Consider the following 16,044-nt stretch of genomic DNA (forward strand, 5'->3'; position numbering starts at 1 on the left):
CTCAATTTAAATATTCAGAACACAAGATTTTTGAGTTCGTATTAAATACAAGCGGAATAGCCAATAGGTCAGCATATTTTTTTGGGTTCATTTCGCAGCTCAGTAAATGATTTTCGTAAACTGCCGACGGCGTTTTAAGAAGAAGCTTATTGGCAATAACCGTAGCATTAATTTTACCCTCGAGGTGCACAAAATCTGAACAGTACACAAAGCCATTCACTTCTCCGGCAGAATGAAATTTGATAAACACTTTTGATGCTTTCTCCGACTGCTGCGACACTGCGACTATTCCACCGAAAAAAAAGCAGTCCTTATTAAATTCAATGTAGTTAAAGCCGGTGGTTTCCGTTTCCGGAAGCAAAACAAATGAGGAGGGATACTCAAAGGTGCAGGCTTCTTCCATACTAATGCTATCACTCGCAAGGACGTGGACTTTGCCTTTAAATCCTTTTTTAAACCTTACCTTATTACAGACGATCAGAATATTTTCGAAATGATTGCTACTATCCACCTCAATGTCTTTACAAACTAATTTGATATTATCCGACAAACGCAAATTCCTTAAATGTGTACTTGCATTTTCCCATACAAGTGTTTTCTGACGAAATGATTGCTTGTAAGTATCGGGTAACATTCCTACTGAACTGTCCAGGCGAAGATCAAGATGGGTCATTTGGTTTTGAAGCCCTTTTAAAAACTCCGCGCTCACCTGCGGAATCATGTAGGGAGATTTTTTAGTAAATGCTGCATTTTGTGGGCTACTCACATAACTCTGACCCTCAATGTATGCAGGCTTCGTTCCAGCAGCGGGCAAATAACAATTGGCTTTAAAACTAATGTTGCCACTCATCCCCACAGGCCGGCTATTATCAGAAATCATTAAAGCTGTATCTGCAGACATATAAGTGCCATACAAGCCTGACTGATGGAGAGAATGATGTCTGTTTTTAGTTTCAACAGATATAAGACTATAAGCTCCCCAATTTATTTTTCTTACACGGAGAGAATCTTCATTCACCTGGTTCTTCATCCAGCTTCCATTGTTTTCTGCAGTAAAAAATGCTGACTGCGCTATTTGCAAACCACTTTTCAGATTTAAGTAGAGCTGTGCGGATTGCGAATAAACTGTGATCGTTCTTTGATTGTAATTAGCGATCATTATAAAAAAAGTAAGTGTAATACCAATGATAACACTTACCATTATGGCAACATACAAAGCGCCGCCTTTTAGTTTTTTCTTTACCAGTGTATCATAAATCTTTTTGGACATGCACTTCAGGTTGTTACACTTTTTCTCTCGCTTTTCTTTCCTTCCGATTTTGAAGATTTTTTCTTTTCAGTCTTTTTCTCTTTGCGATTTGTTTCGCGAGAGGGTTCTTTTGTTTGACTTGAATCCGTTGCTACCGTGTGACGCTTAAACAGATTTTTTAGAAAAGGCTTTTTTTGTTCGCTTTTTTTTGTTTTATCCTTAGATGGACTTTTTTTCCCGCGCTCTTTGGTGTCCGTCTTAACCTGCTCTTTTTTTGAGTGCTTATTTTTTATTTTTGGCTGCTTCTCATCTCCATGCCGGTATTTTTTCTTTTCAGTAACTTTTCCGTTAACGTTATAAGTGTAGAAATTTCCATGAAGTTTATCTCTTTTAAATTTTCCCCTGGCCATCAATTGACCGTAATCGTTATAGAGAAGATAGGTTCCGGATTTGACACCATTTTTCCAATGGATCACTTCCTTCAACATGCCGTCAGGATACCAATATTTCCATTGCTTATTTCTTAAGCCATAATGGATCTGGCCTTGTTCTTTAAGCTGATTGTTAAGATAAAACGACCTGTATATTCCGTGGATAAGCCTACCATCGTAGCCGCCTTTTGTTTCAATGATTTTTTGAGAGGCATACCACATGTAGATTTTATCATTGCTAACGGAGAGATTTTTATTCTGGCTGAGCATTTGTGTCTTCACCGTATAATCATCGAAATTGATGGTGATATTGAATTGTTTCATTTTCTGTGGTTCAATTGCCCGTTGGGAAAAAAACAATCCACTCTGAAAATTTATCAGAATAAAAACTAAAAAATGAAAGAATTTTAAAGACATTGACTCAAATATAGTCCAAATAGGTTTTGATTTGAAATGGACAAAAGCCAGCATCGGGGCTAAAGATCGACTGTAGCTTACCTTCATTAAACAAATTGTAAGCAATAAACTGATTCTCAGTTTCATAATTTCACATGCTTTTTCTTCACACTAGGTAAATACACAGTGCAAACTATGCAAATACTATTTTTTGCAGGTTTACGATTTGCTTAACCTTCCGTTACCCAAAATTTAAGCGCCTTTTTAAGAAAACAGCGCGCCACTAATCTTCGGGGTTATAATAAGGCACAATAAAACTTAAAGAAACTGCGTTTAAAATTTCGTATACCCGATAACCGTTAGCAGACCGCAAAAAACTGAGGTAAAAAAAACGAACTCGTCGGAGAAAAATTAAAATTCGTCGAAGAAAACAGTTATTTAGTAGTATTTAAATATTCGCATTTAAAAATTTAGTAATATTAAAAACAAAACCCAAAGTTCATTTGCTCTAAATCCGGCGCCTAAAAGCTTATTCATTAGAAAAAATTACTACTGAAAACAACCATGCCCTGTTTTTAAAACATTCGAATTTTATAGCCTGAATACAAGAACTTTCAAGACACAGTGTATAAATCGATACGTAACCTATTTGAAAATGAAACATTAAACAAGAAGTAATAAATGAACCACTCCTATAATGACCTCTATCAAAATAAATCACGTACTATGTTTTTACATAGAAAGGCCTGGGTAATTACCCGGTATTTTTATCCTGAAAAACATAGAAGTTATTAATAGTAAACGTTTTATGAACTCCGGGCTACCACTGAGTCTCAAGCATTCACTCATTCATAAAAAAAAGAAAATAATTTAATAGTATAATTACAATTTGAAAATATATCAACATTAAACTTGTATAAGATCACACATAAATCAACCAAAATATAGACACACAAAACCCAAAATCATGGCTCAAAAAACAAAAATCATCGTAGCGGAAAGTTTAGAAATTTTCAGAAAATCATTGGTAGTATTTTTAGAAAGTAGCCGCGAGTTTGAAGTGGTTGCAGATGCAGCAACCGGTAAAGAAGTTTTAGATATCTTAAAAACGTCACATGCTGACGTTGTTCTGCTAGACACGGATATGCCGGTGATGAAAGCAAAAACAACCCTTGAGATCATTCGCAGACGTTTCCCTGAAGTAAAGGTTATCATCCTTAGCGACCAATCCACTCCGCAAATGCAATCGGATTATATGGCCTGTGGTGCCAATAGTTTTTTAAGTAAGAATTGTGACATCAAAACACTCTTTAAAGCGATAAATCAAGTGAAAACGGAGGGCTTTTTCTTTAATGATTCTACCTCAAAAGCACTCTTAGACGCTGTGCTAAAGGGTAAGAATCGCGAGAACACTACAGTAATTCACTTTAACGAAAGAGAAACAGAAGTACTGAAAGGGATATGCGACGGAAAAACAAATAAAGAAATGGCTGTGACATTGCATTTGTCAACCAGTACAATTGACTTTTACCGCACAAAAATCTACAGCAAAGTGAAATGCAACAATGTAGCTGGGCTGCTTAAATATGCTTTGAGAAATGGTATAATCTCTGTTGCGGATTTTAGTTGATCGTTGTAAAGGCTAATGTTAAATTATCTTTTAAATAAAAAGATTTTAAGGGTGTTTTCCGGACTGCTTTACTATTACACTTCGGCAGGGGTTACAAGATTACTTATGAAATTTAATTCCAATTCTCGTATATTCGGCCGTTGGGCCGCAGTCAATCCTGTTAAGGCCAATGCAAGGCATGCATACTGCGGTAATTCTTTCTTCACTTATCCCAAAAAATTGCAGGTAGTATGTTAGCGGCTGGTAGCGAGATGGTCGGGTATTGGACAGCTGAAACCTATCATATTCTATAAATTGTATTTTATATTCCGGATTTCTTTGCAAGAATGAAATTAGATTCTTCAAGTAATTTTTCGCGTCAGGTGAAAGCATATTGTGTCCAAAATTGTTAGATGGTGAAAACATAGATAATGTATCGCTGACATATATGGAATCAGCCGTAAAGTTTTTTAAATATCGTTTAGACAAATCCTTATTTATTACTTCACAAGCGCATTTGTTTTCATCTTGCATTGGTTCCAGTTCTATGTCATCTATAAAAAAATTACCCCAGGGATACTTGTCTTTAAGTCGCAAACTTCCAACTGAAATATATTTTTCGTCTCCTTTTAGCTCAATATTAAAGCAACGTTGCTGCCATGGCGTATTTTCATCAGAATTATTCATTGAGTCTTTTAAACTGACACTCACTATCTTTGCCGGTAAAATGAATCTCTCATAATTGTAAAATTCTTCTAGGTCTGAATCCGAAAAAACAATGTCGAGCGATGGTGGCCTATTATATGAAGATTTATAAAACAAATATTTATATTTTATTTTAAGGCAATATCTACCCTTTTCTAAGGGATGATCAAATCTTTGTTGTATAATGGAAGGAGGAGAATTCCTATCTATATGTAATGCGACAAAGCCCTTGTTATTTTCAAACAATTGCTCACTATTGGTAGAAACATTATCATAATGACGTATTTTATCTTTTGGGATGTATTTAATATCCCTCGAAGAATAATATCTGCAATAGCCATATATATCGATCGGTCCACGCTTATTTCGTTCATAGTGAATATATTGGGGTAAATACCATTTTTCCACTTCCGATAATGCTCCAGGTAAAAGGCGGTGAACCCGCGATGAATCCTGCCTATTATTCACTTTTGAAAATGAAGAATTTTGAATAAGATTTTGAGCACTCATTACGCCCGTAAGCATCCAAAAATAAAGCAAAGTTTTCCTCATTATTTTTTCGTATTGACATATCTCAGTTCAACGTTCCAACAAACGCCATATTCATTTCGCAATTTAGTGCTTGAAAAGGCTTTAAATGAAAGAGTTGCTGTTACTTCTATACGGCCTCCATAACTATTCAATGTTATGGGTTGCTCTGACGCGACGGCACTTGTTACGGCCTCATCCAACTCATCTATGTGCGGGCCAAAATACCAGAAGTAGTTTGTTTTATTTGTAGCATTGATGTGATATTTACTTTTCTGTTTTTCTCCCATGGCTCCGTAGTCAAATTCGGGGGTGTTGCTGTTAGTAAATGTAAACTTTTATATTTTACCGTGCCATATACTCCCAAACCGATCTCGAAATAAGAGCAATAAAATTTACAACTTCTGAAACTGAAAAGTAGGATAACCTTTTACCCCGGATTTTAAGAAATCTATAAAATGTAATTTATAGAAATAACCTCTGCTATCGCTGATGATATAGCAGATTTGAGGATAGGTTGTATAAACATTGGTATTAAGGTTGTAGTCCTTCCAGTGGCGAAGAAATAAAGTTAAATCCAACGCAGATAAAAGAGCAATACCAAAAATCGGTAAGTGATTTTAAAGAACAGCTTGTTTTAAAATGCGGTCATTATAAAATTGATTATGTGGAAGCCGATATTAATAAGGGATTTGATAACATTCTCTATACTTATTTGATTAAGCGGTAGATGATGGCGAAGTGATGGTGCTGATTGCGTGGATGTTTTTGACGCAGATTTCGCTGATAACACAGATCTTTGTGTGAAAAATTTATTTATTATCTCAGATCTGTATGCCTAAAGGTTTGCTGCAGATTACCCAGATGACGCTGAACTGGATGTCCAAAAATTTCATAAATTTAATTCGCCTTCGGTGAATTTTTTATTGGCGAAGCGAAAATAAGAGAAGTCGTATGAATCCGGCAAAAAGAACTGATTTTTCACACTTTCCAAGAGATTTAATTTTAGCAATTTCACCATTAATGAAAAAGTTCGCCAGCTATAAAATAATGGCCGACTTTTTTTATATTTATCGTTAATGAAAAACCCAATAGTTTTTTTTTCCATCATTGTCTTAACTTTCTTTTACAAGGTCACTAGTGCTCAATATTTTGGTCTACTGCAATCCAATCCCAAGCAATATTATGCTACCGCTTTAAGTCAGCCAAACGACACTAATTACCGTGTTTTAAATTTCAGGCATCCCGCTCAGGCTGGAACGTTTAGACCTGCGCAAATTTTGACATTTAACCAAAATTTACAACTCGCTGATAGTGTAAATTTACTCTATGGATTTAATCCCTCCCTTTACGAACCCTTAAAAATAAATAACCGTTTTTTTTGGCCAGGGGCTTTATATGATACTGTCAATAATAATTCCAGCGTTCAAAAACCGGTTATAGTCGAACTAGACACTCTGTATCATTTCATAAAATTGCATTCTCTTGGAGCATATGAGACAAAAGTATTTTTCACCTCTAATCTCTGTTTCCATAACAAACATTTTTATGGTGGATGGTCGAAAGACTTTAATGGTCCGTCTATAATTTATAAACTCGATAGCTTATTGGCTTATCAGAATTCGGCATCTTTTTCAGGTTGGGTGCAGGAAATACACGCCTTTAATGATGATTTACTGGTTAAAGGGGTTTTATTAGCGCTTCCTTGTTCTGGAGGCAATGATGCGGTTTTGATAGATACCTCGCTAGCTACACTTAGTTGTAAAAATCTGCAAGATTTCCAAGTGATTAAACCCTGTTCGAAAATACTAAAACTCAGCAATAAGAAATATTTTATTGCGGGCAATACGTCTGTTCAATATGGGTTTAGCAGTCGCGAAGCAATTACAAATACAGTATTTGATAATACAAACCAAATTCTGCAAAGCCATACTTTTTCTTACTCTCCTAAAAATATAGTGTATGTAGATTTCTCTAATTTAGCGGCTTTTGACGGAAAAAGAATTACTACAACGGCAATACTGGACTATAACTATTCAGGATTGTCGGAAGGTCATAATAGCCAGATATTTGTAAGTAATCTCGATACTCTGGGCAACTTACTCTGGAAAAAACTTTACGGGGGAGATATGTTTTACCGCCCTAACAGCATTGTTTTTACAAAAGACGGTGGTTGCATCATAGCAGGGCTTCGTTATGACAGCACCAACGCAACTTATGCTGGAATAATGGAAAGCTTTTTACTGAAAATTGACGCAGGTGGCAATCCGGTAAGCGTTGGTATACTTGAACATGGAACGCTAAGGCCTGCCAAAGCCAGTTCTTACCCCAACCCTTCTTCAGGCATTATTTATTTTGATTTTCCTTTTCAGGAAAATATTGAATTAAAAATTTATGATCTGACAGGTAACGAGATTAAGTCCATACTGCCTTATAGAAATTTACAAGAAGTAAATATAGAGAACCTTCCGCCAGCTGTATATGTTTATCAACTTACAAGTAAAAAAACCAAGTTCACAGGAAAATTCGTAAAAACAAATTAATTCCTCTCTTTTTATAACAAAATAAATCGGAGATGTAAATACGCAAAACACCATTGAACAACTATTATATAGTTCCTGGGAAGAGCAGCCTCTCATTCTCTTTTTAAAAGCATTTATCATTTTTGGCTTTCTGTTTTCAAAGTCCAGCAAACATTTAGAGTTGCTGATCTGAGAATGATTTTCGAAATTACTATGTGATCACCTAGTTTTTTATGTAGTGGACATTTCTCAACTTTGAATTATACCTCGTGAAAAAATCAAAATTTTCATCTCAGGCTTATGTCATTTATTTAGAATAATCTTTATTAATAACCAATTATATGCCCAAGCGCATTGAACAGTATCCTTTGCTTCCTCTTCTTAGAAAGTTTATTAACGAACTAAAAAAAGGAAAGCATTTACAAAAAAATGGCAAAAGATTAAAAGCAGATAGTATTGCTAATTATATTTACCTCGAAGCGCTTCTAACAAAATTTACACTATTGCATCATCACTTGCTCAGCACTATTTGCTACATTTACACTACCAGAAGCTGGCGCATGAGTACCAGGCTCTTTCAGTTTGAGGTTGTTAATATTGAAACTGTATCATAGTGAGTAACTTCGTAATTTCGTAGCAAAAATATTTATAAAATGGGCTTATTCATAATCATTATTCTACTTTTTTTATATTTAATACATTTTAAATATAATCATGCTGATGGTCAAAATCGACAAATAATAGACCTGCTAAAAACAAAGCAGGCTCAACAACAAGAAAAAACACTTTGTAAATTTTCTAATATGTTGATTTGGACAACAAACCAGTTTGATATCTATGATACAAAAAAATCAATTGTTTTAGTTAAGAGTATTAACAACTTTGTAAATCAGAAAAACCTGATGAAGCGAGCTGAAAATTATTTAATAATTATTGAAAAAGAAGACATGCCGCTGGAATTATTTACTAATTATATCGTTCCCGAAACCATCTTAGAAAATAATGGTGAGAAAACTATTGAAGGTACTATACACTGTAAAACTATCTTTTTTCCTAGAAAATTTATAAGTTCGGGAAAAATAAAAATTAAATTTAATTGGCAGTCTCATAGTGATATCCGGTAAGTTTAACTAGTTTATCGTCGTTCTTAACAAAATCTAAAAATTCCACGTTTTTGCCCAGAGTATAAATGGTATTCACCTCCATTCTATATTCTGTACGAGGCTTTCCATTTTGCATGATATTTTCCGTTTCTATTAATTTAAGATCAACTTGCAAAAGCTCTCCTTTCTTTCGTTCAATTTGTTTTAATAATAAAATCAAAGACACTTTATCCGCTTCAGAAAAACAGATATCTTTTAAGCTATCGAATTGTTTATTACCCAACAAGCGATAAAAATTGGCTGCTAATTTTTCAGATTCTTTAATATCTTCGGGTCTATTTTTTGAAGTAAATTTTGACTCACACTTTACAAAAAATACGGAAGCTGAGAAAAAAATAATAGCATAATTTTTTTCAACATAATTTATTGATTTAAATAATCAAAAATAGGATTATAAATTCAACACAAACATTACTTATTTTGAAAATCAGTTTCCTGATCCCGTTAACTTCGCTTTCTTAGTCTTTTTAAAAATAGTCGTCGAATTACCCACTCCCGCTTCAATTTTTTCGGCGAACCGAACCCTCCTTCAAAACCGAACGAAGTATTGGTACTTCCGTCTTTTAAAATTTTTAGTATTGACATATCTCAGTTCAACGTTCCAACAAACGTCATATTCATTTCGCAATTTAGTGCTTGAAAACGCTCTAAAGGAAAGAGTTGCTGTTACTTCTATACGGCCTCCACGACTATCCAATGTTATGGGTTGCTCTGACGCGACGGCACTTGTTACGGCCTCATCCAACTCATCTATGTGCGGGCCAAAATACCAGAAGTAGTTTGTTTTATTTGTAGCATTGATGTGATATTTACTTTTCTGTTTTTCTCCCATGGCTCCGTAGTCAAATTCGGGGGTGTTGCTGTTGGTAAATGTAAACTTTTATATTTTACCGCCCCATACACTCCCAGGACGATCTCGAAATAACAGTAATAAAATTTACAGCTTCTGAAACTGAAAAGTAGGATAACCTTTTACCCCGGATTTTAAGAAATCTATAAAATGTAATTTATAGAAATAACCTCTGCTATCGCTGATGATATAACAGATTTGAGGATAGGTTGTATAAACATTCGTGTTAAGATTATAATCCTTCCAATCGTATCCAATCACATCTCGTCTTATTGAGAAGGGTCTGTTGATGGTATCCTTTATGGTAATATCTGCAAAGGCTTTGTCTTTCAGTTTTATGACACGTGTGTTGTAGTTATTAACCAATGCGCCCGTTACGAGGTAGTACATTTTTTCTTCATTGAAGTAATGTGTGTATTGCGTAAAACAAATGTCGTACTCTTGTTTTTTGGGTTCTATGTTGGCGCAGGCTTGATTGGTGCTAAAAGAATAAGCTACAAAATTACAGTCACTGTTTTTTGTAATTGTCCCTTGCATTGTTTTTGGGTTCGTTATAGTGGAATATTCAAAAGTGTATTCTGTGGCGTTAACTGAAAGTAGTTTAAGTTTGTAATAGCCCTGGTGCTGCCCTTTTTCGTTGTAACCACGATTAATTATGTAAACCTTATTGTCTTTTACCCAATCGCCAATGGCAGTGCTATCAAGCGTTCCGCTGGGCATATCGGCTTTACCTGTAGATCCGATGCCGGCAGTATCGCTTACTTCTTCTAAAGCAGCATAAGTAGTTTTAAATGCCTTCATTGATTTTGACCCGTTGAGCATCACGTGAAAACCATTAGAAGAACATTCGAAAGTAATGTCCCAATCGGATTTTAAATTTGTGTACATCACTTTGCTTTCATTCAACGAAAACCAGATCTGATTTTTGTAATCCGTTTCCATGGCCACCTGCATATCTATAAGCTCGCCGGGTTGTGAAATTCCACCACCGCGTGTAATCACTTCGCGTTTGGGAATAGGTAATTCTTTCTTTTCGCAGGAATATAAAATGGAACAAAGTATTAAGAGTGCAAGACTTCTCATGATCTACTAAAATTTAATGCGAGTTTGACAAAATAATTTCTACCGGTAGAAATAGCGGCGGTAGAGGAAGCTGCACTGTGAGCCCCTCCTACTCCTGTTGAACGGATAGTTTGAACATTGAATAAATTCTTACAGCCAATAGCCAGATTGATCCGTTCTTTCCAAAAAAACTTACTCAGTGTTGCATCCATTATCTGGTAATCCTGCGAGAGACCATTCACGGTTCCTTCAGTCGTAGCTATGTAAACTGGCAGACTGCCGTTGTATTTATAAAATAATGAGAAGGTAAGTTTCGGCTTCAACCATTTGTAAGTGCCGTTAAATTGCACTTCCGGACTATAGCTGAAATCCGGAACATTATTTATTCCTGCAAGTTCATTCAGTCTACCGGTATAATTAAATCCCCCCTGTAAAAACAGACGTTTAAAATTAAGGCTGCTCCCCAGTTGAATTCCGAGGCTTCTGTAGCGGTCGACATTTAAATATTTGTATTCGGTAGAAGTACCAACTTGTTGAAGACTGATGCGGTTAAAGATATTGTTATAAAAAGCACTGACATCAAATTTTACGCGGCACTTACGAATGTCTCTGTTATAATTGTAAGAAACGGAATAGTTATCCGATTGCTCGGCCCGGAGATTTGAATTGCCATTGATATTATGATTGATATCGTTAAACTCAAAATACAATTCTTTAAGCGAAGGAGCTCTAAAACCTCTTGCATAGCTGGCTCTGAACACGTGATGATCTGAAAGATTCCACTTCACATTTAAAGATGGAACCAGCGGTGTTTTGTACGCAGTATTGTAAGCATAACGAATTCCCGGTTTTATAACCAGCTTTGAAAGTTTGTATTCTGAAGTAGCGAACAAAGCATAATCGCCAATATTTTTTGTCTGCCCCTCTATACGTCGTCCTAAAATAGATTCATTATTTATGTCGTAACCTAATTCATAACTTATTTTTGAGGAAGGACTGTTGTGAATAAATGAAGCTCTGTTCATCAACAAAGTGTATTTATTTGTATCCTGGTCTCCTGAGCCTGTGGTAACTTCTTCACCCAATGTTGTAAGGTCTTTGTAAACTGTGCGCTTGATCCTTTGATAATAATTGTAAGCAGAAAGAGCGTTAACAGACCAGTTTTTAGATAAGCTTCCTGTTAAAGAAAGGCTATTGTCAACACGCTTGGTAAAATAACGGTCGTCGAGAGCATACTCTTTATAAACACCCAGTGGCAAGCCGCGATTAATAATCACTTCATCGAAATAAGCACTTTTAAATCCGAAATTAAATTTTTTAAAACTGTATGTATAAGCCAGACTGGCAAAATACTGTTCTTTTGGTTTCCATTGTTTAAACCTTGTACTGTCAGCAATATGCGGTTTCGGCATAAAAAATGCGGGTTCGGAGCTATTCCACCCGTCAAAATAATTTCTGCCGGCACTTAGTTGTAGCCCGTGTTTTTTGTGGGAATAAGCAAGGTCTGCCGTTAAGTTGTAGGTTCCTATGCTTTCGTAATAAGAAGTAAGGCCCGCAGAGAGCTTTTTCGTTAAGGTCTTTTTCGTAATGATATTGATCGTGCCTGCAAGTGCATCGGTACCGTATTGCACAGAGAGTGGCCCTTCAATAAATTCGATACGCTCTACGTTGTTCATGTTGATTTGTGAAATGTCTATGTTGCCGTCCAGTCGACCGATCACGGGCACACCATCTACCAGGATCTTTACATTTTGACCATTGATCCCCTGCAGACTCATAGTGCTTCCAAGAACATTATCTTGTTGTAACCGCACATTCATTTGATTGGTTAAAACATCCCGCAAATTTATTGCACCCATTTGTTGAATCTTTTCTTTATCGATGACCTTAATTTTTTGAACCGCTTTTTCGGCCGACGTTGGCTCGTACTGCGCTGTTACAACGACCTCTTCCAGGCTGATGTTGGAAGGAACCAGGTAAATTTTTTCAATCTTTTTTATCTGGTAACCATAATATTTTTTAGAGAATTTATCGAAACCGAAACAATGAACCGTAACTGTATAGTTTACAGAATCTTCAATCACCGAAGAAATCTGGATAATGCCTTCATCGCTGGCTGTTTTAGAATAATTGATCAGGTCGCCATTAATTAATAAAGAAGCAAAGGACACCCTAAGGGAGTCCTTTGCTGAAAATACCTGAATTTGTTGGGCTGATAAGAACATACATCCCAACATGAGAGTACCAAAAATAAGTTTCCTCATTCGCGTAATAAATTTATATCCTCAAAAATAGTTTCCATCTTTTCGTTGAACGAGGCTAGTGCAACAAGATCATTTAATTTCAAAAATTCTTCGTAAGTAAGAACCATTATTGTGCAGCGACAAAACAGATCTAATGAAATACATTTTTGCGCAGGCGACGTTTTGTATTTTTCCTGATTAAAGTGGTAGGTTAACTGACTTTTAAAAATCGAAAAATCAGAGGGCGGAAAACTCACTGCTGTAGTGCCGAAGGCCAGCCGGTAGTGATTGCAACTATTACATAAAATAATGTAGCCGTTTTCGTTATGCGCCAGGGTTTTATAGTTACACATTCGCTTTAATTTTTTCAAACTGCTTTTGCAATTTTAAAGGACCAGTCTTTAATAAATAAATTTTTAAGACGATCAGAATAAAAAACCAGCAACATCACGTTTAATAAAAACAAGAAACCCGTTTCTATATTTTCGTCAGGACGATTATCCATAAAAAAATGAAAACAGAATACGTTTACCGTTAAAGGCAAAAGCATTAACAAACCTATTAAACGTGATGGCGGTAGAATAATCAATAAGCCGGCTAAAATTTGCAATACACCAACCATCTTTAAAAAACCGCTGGTTTTAAGCGCCTTTATGGCCATCTTAAATGTAACCGGACTCTCGAATTTATTTTCTTCAAAAGCTTTTACAAACGCTTCATTGCTTACCGGTTTATTTAACGGGGGTTTAGGAATAAACTTTTTAACCCCCGCATAAATAAAAAACACAGCTAAAAAAACGGAAAGAACGATGTGATTAATTCTTACTAAAGTTGGATAACTACTCACCCTGTTCTGCATTACCGATAGTTTAAGCTTTAATAAAAGAAACCAAAACCTTTTTAATTTCTGGTGTAGCCGAACCTTGTACGTAGTTAGTTTTACTTACTTTATCACCAAGATCAAAAAGGTGTTCGTACAACCGTTTATCATCTACTTTTGCTGCTAGTTTTAAACTTGGAGTAGCAGTATAAATTTCGTCCCAGGCTTTTCTCACATCGGCCCAGTATTTTTCTTGTTTTTCCCAGTACTTAACAGCAGGTGTAGCATTGAAATCACCTTTTGTGAATTTCTCCATACCTCTTTCCCAAACAAGTGTTTTATCCATACCGTCTTTACGAATTACTTTTTCGTTGTCCTGAATTAAAGCCCAGCTACCGTCGTTAAATACTTCCATGCGGCTGTGTCTTCTCATCACATTGTAATCGTTGCGTTTTGTAAACTCACGACGCGGTAAGGGTGCATCGTTTAAACCTTCCCAGAAATGTTTTCCGTCAACATGAACCCATGTTCCGTAGCTTTCGTAACGTGGACTATCATCTACCTGGTAAACTTTTTGAGTCCAGGTTCCTTTAGCCTGATCTGCGGTTAAGGTTTCTTTAATCCATTCGTTGTCTTTGTAATATTTGTAAAGGTCTTTGTTTTCAAAAACCCAGTCCTGACGCCAGTGCTTAATAATCATAGTGTCGTTAACGATCAGTAAATGTTGTAAAGCAAGTTTATTCGGTGACTCTTCTGCAAGAAACACGTACTCTATACCCCACTCTTTGTAGCGCGATTTGTATTTGTATCCTGTATCTGCCGAAAAAGTTTCCGCAAAATCAAACGATACTTTGTAGATTCCGCACATACTTTTAATGATGGCTTTATCTTGTTCGTATTTTGAATTGGATGTTGTTGCCGCAGCGGCCTTTGTTTTTGGAGCTGCGGTTTGCGAAGCCAATGTAAGGCTTACTGCCAGGGCTGTGATGGTTAGAAAAGATCTCATTTTTTTTATTTTGTTGTTAAGGCCGGAGATTTGTAATGACTTAAACCCCTACAGTTTTTTCATCACTCCTCCCCGGCCTGTTTTTCTTATTGGATGATTAATTTTTGTGAGCTTGAATAACTTCCTGAATTTAATGTCACGAAATAAATTCCTGGTGAAAGTTCACCTGTATTTAAAGCGTGAGTAGTAATTCCTTCAGAAACCTGCAAAGCTTCTGTTGAAAGTACTTTTCCTGTCATGTCTATAATAGACACAGAAACATTCTGAGCAGCTTTGTTAGAGAAAAGTAAAGTTGTATTAAAGCCATTTGATGGATTTGGATAAACCATCACTTCAGAAACCACCGTTCCTTTTGTGTTAGCGATACCTGTAAAACTTCCCATTTTTTCTTTAGAGAAAACGAAATCTCCGTTAGCAGAGCCTCCAAAGGAAATCGGACGCACTTTCCAGATATCACCCACTTTATCTTTTACAAAATAAACCGTATCGTTTACAATGTTCCATGCACTTGTAGACATGTTAACTGTTTTCCAATCGTGGCCAATGGTTGTGATGTTTGTTTTATAACTTTCTGTCGACCAATTGCTGTATGAGGACGGATTAGCAACATTCTCAGCCTGAGCTACAGTAACGCCTTTATTTTGCGCAATTCCAACAACTGCATAAGGCGTTAGAGTTGGAGCCATCAACATAGCAGTGTAACGACCAAATACAAGATCCCAGCTTGAAGAAACCGGCTCTCTGTCGATGATTGTATTTGCAGTTAGATCAGCATACACAAAGTTTTTACCGGTGTAAGTTGCTTTGGTAATTGTTTGTGTAAACGAATTGGTTCCGTTTATATTAGCATATTCAAAAGTGTAGATACCGTTTGCAAGACTCACGATCTTCAATTTTTTGTACGACGTAGCCGATAACTTGATCACGAAACAGCTATCACCATTTACATAGTGAGTACTCATATCATACACCCCCCAACCCAAATCGAAAGCGTCAGAAAGATCTGCCCCTTTATTGAAAGCACCTACATTCCATGTAGTATCGCTGTTTTGCAGAGTTTTCCATGAACTAATGCCGGCTGTATCTAATGTTGCGTAATCCGCTAGTTTATAAGGAGCGTTGTATAAAGCGAAACCCGTTTTTTGCGTATTAGCTAAAATGGCAGAAGAGTAGCCTGTAATTTCAAAAGCAATGTCCCAGTTATCTTTAGATTGAGCAGCTCCTACTTCGCCATTAGCGAGGCTATACCATTTTTGATTAGCGTAAGAAGCTCCAATAGAAACTGTGTTTGTGATAACTTGTGCTGAAGCGCCTACAGTTAAAAGGACTGAAACACCTAAAGAGACTAATTTTTTGTTCATTTTTTATTGTTTAGAATGATTATAAATAATTTTTGTAAAGGTCTTCACTCTTTGCGCCGATCACAATACACCAAAAAAGGTATATTGTTTCGAGTAGTA

General features: G+C 36.1%; 17 protein-coding genes. 4 read left to right on the plus strand and 13 right to left on the minus strand.

Features of this window, described 5'->3' with window-relative positions:
• Position 1: 1 nt before the first annotated feature.
• Positions 2-1,201, minus strand: coding sequence for a hypothetical protein (locus CNR22_00165; protein ID PBQ30236.1), 1,200 nt, complete (start codon positions 1,199-1,201; stop codon positions 2-4).
• A 74-nt stretch (positions 1,202-1,275) separates the two neighbouring features.
• Positions 1,276-2,097, minus strand: coding sequence for a hypothetical protein (locus CNR22_00170; GenBank protein ID PBQ30237.1), 822 nt, complete (start codon positions 2,095-2,097; stop codon positions 1,276-1,278).
• A 946-nt stretch (positions 2,098-3,043) separates the two neighbouring features.
• Between CNR22_00170 and CNR22_00175 the strand changes: the two genes are divergently transcribed.
• Positions 3,044-3,706 (plus strand): hypothetical protein, encoded by a 663-nt coding sequence (locus CNR22_00175; GenBank protein PBQ30238.1) that lies wholly within the window; start codon positions 3,044-3,046, stop codon positions 3,704-3,706.
• A 99-nt stretch (positions 3,707-3,805) separates the two neighbouring features.
• Here CNR22_00175 and CNR22_00180 read toward each other — a convergent pair whose 3' ends face one another.
• The 3 genes from CNR22_00180 to CNR22_00190 form a co-directional block, all read right to left on the minus strand.
• The gene (locus tag CNR22_00180; GenBank protein ID PBQ30239.1) at positions 3,806-4,915 is read right to left on the minus strand and encodes a hypothetical protein; all 1,110 of its coding nucleotides are present in this window, start codon (positions 4,913-4,915) and stop codon (positions 3,806-3,808) included.
• A 26-nt stretch (positions 4,916-4,941) separates the two neighbouring features.
• On the minus strand, positions 4,942-5,208 hold the full coding sequence (locus tag CNR22_00185) for a hypothetical protein (protein PBQ30240.1): 267 nt from the start codon (positions 5,206-5,208) through the stop codon (positions 4,942-4,944).
• A 602-nt stretch (positions 5,209-5,810) separates the two neighbouring features.
• Positions 5,811-6,026, minus strand: coding sequence for a hypothetical protein (locus tag CNR22_00190; GenBank protein PBQ30241.1), 216 nt, complete (start codon positions 6,024-6,026; stop codon positions 5,811-5,813).
• Here CNR22_00190 and CNR22_00195 point away from each other — a divergent pair.
• The 3 genes from CNR22_00195 to CNR22_00205 all read left to right on the plus strand — a co-directional run bounded on the left by CNR22_00195 (position 5,998) and on the right by CNR22_00205 (position 8,564).
• A complete protein-coding gene (locus tag CNR22_00195; GenBank protein PBQ30242.1) occupies positions 5,998-7,461 on the plus strand; it encodes a hypothetical protein in 1,464 nt (487 codons plus the stop codon). The genes CNR22_00190 and CNR22_00195 overlap by 29 nt on opposite strands.
• Positions 7,462-7,781: 320 nt before the next feature.
• Positions 7,782-8,054 (plus strand): hypothetical protein, encoded by a 273-nt coding sequence (locus CNR22_00200; protein PBQ30243.1) that lies wholly within the window; start codon positions 7,782-7,784, stop codon positions 8,052-8,054.
• Between the two features lie 39 nt (positions 8,055-8,093).
• Positions 8,094-8,564 (plus strand): hypothetical protein, encoded by a 471-nt coding sequence (locus CNR22_00205; protein ID PBQ30244.1) that lies wholly within the window; start codon positions 8,094-8,096, stop codon positions 8,562-8,564.
• Here CNR22_00205 and CNR22_00210 read toward each other — a convergent pair.
• From CNR22_00210 to CNR22_00245, 8 genes are all read right to left on the minus strand, one after another.
• Positions 8,533-8,829 (minus strand): hypothetical protein, encoded by a 297-nt coding sequence (locus tag CNR22_00210; protein ID PBQ30245.1) that lies wholly within the window; start codon positions 8,827-8,829, stop codon positions 8,533-8,535. The genes CNR22_00205 and CNR22_00210 overlap by 32 nt on opposite strands.
• A 303-nt stretch (positions 8,830-9,132) precedes the next feature.
• Positions 9,133-9,435, minus strand: a complete 303-nt coding sequence (locus tag CNR22_00215; GenBank protein PBQ30246.1) for a hypothetical protein — start codon at positions 9,433-9,435, stop codon at positions 9,133-9,135.
• A 105-nt stretch (positions 9,436-9,540) separates the two neighbouring features.
• Positions 9,541-10,536 (minus strand): hypothetical protein, encoded by a 996-nt coding sequence (locus CNR22_00220; GenBank protein PBQ30247.1) that lies wholly within the window; start codon positions 10,534-10,536, stop codon positions 9,541-9,543.
• A complete protein-coding gene (locus CNR22_00225; GenBank protein ID PBQ30248.1) occupies positions 10,533-12,779 on the minus strand; it encodes a hypothetical protein in 2,247 nt (748 codons plus the stop codon). The genes CNR22_00220 and CNR22_00225 overlap by 4 nt, the downstream gene beginning before the upstream one ends.
• Positions 12,776-13,111, minus strand: a complete 336-nt coding sequence (locus tag CNR22_00230) for a hypothetical protein (GenBank protein PBQ30249.1) — start codon at positions 13,109-13,111, stop codon at positions 12,776-12,778. Before CNR22_00230 ends, CNR22_00225 begins: the two co-directional genes overlap by 4 nt.
• A 14-nt stretch (positions 13,112-13,125) precedes the next feature.
• Positions 13,126-13,617: a hypothetical protein gene (locus CNR22_00235; protein PBQ30250.1), complete on the minus strand. Its 492-nt coding sequence runs from the start codon at positions 13,615-13,617 to the stop codon at positions 13,126-13,128.
• Between the two features lie 10 nt (positions 13,618-13,627).
• Entirely contained in the window at positions 13,628-14,584 is a 957-nt protein-coding gene (locus CNR22_00240) for a hypothetical protein (protein ID PBQ30251.1), read from the minus strand.
• An 86-nt stretch (positions 14,585-14,670) separates the two neighbouring features.
• The gene (locus CNR22_00245) at positions 14,671-15,945 is read right to left on the minus strand and encodes a hypothetical protein (GenBank protein PBQ30252.1); all 1,275 of its coding nucleotides are present in this window, start codon (positions 15,943-15,945) and stop codon (positions 14,671-14,673) included.
• Positions 15,946-16,044: the final 99 nt, after the last annotated feature.

The organism is Sphingobacteriaceae bacterium, from assembly GCA_002319075.1.
Classification (GTDB): domain Bacteria; phylum Bacteroidota; class Bacteroidia; order B-17B0; family Aurantibacillaceae; genus Aurantibacillus.